The organism is Blautia sp. CAG:257 (genome assembly GCF_000433815.1).
Taxonomy (GTDB): domain Bacteria; phylum Bacillota; class Clostridia; order Lachnospirales; family Lachnospiraceae; genus Blautia_A; species Blautia_A caecimuris.
The window spans coordinates 8,908-9,267 of record NZ_HF999090.1; the positions used below are offsets into that span (position 1 = coordinate 8,908).

Sequence of the window (360 nt, forward strand, 5' to 3'; positions counted from 1 at the left end):
ACTGCGATCCTACTATCAGTGTAGGCGGCATTCTTCCGGCTATCGGAGGAAATATCCGTGTAGGCCAGTCAGAGACCTTCCTGACCGAAGCCTGCGAGTATACAAACAGCTTTCTGAGCTTTTTCCCAAAAATCAGCATTATCCTGAATATTGATGCGGATCATCTGGATTTCTTCAAGGATATTGAAGATATCCGCTGCTCTTTCCGCAAATTTGCAGAGCTTCTTCCAGAGGACGGAACTCTGATCATCAACGCAGATACACCGCAATATGAAAAAATCACAGAAGGACTGTCCTGCCAGGTACTTACCTACAGTCTGGAACATGAGGCAGATTATACAGCTACTGATATTACCTATG

1 protein-coding gene is annotated in these 360 nt (G+C 45.0%); it reads left to right on the forward strand.

What is annotated here, in order from left to right; genetic code table 11:
• The coding region (locus tag QVP40_RS10935) for a Mur ligase family protein (protein WP_288200505.1) at nucleotides 1-360 on the forward strand (360 nt) is incomplete at both ends.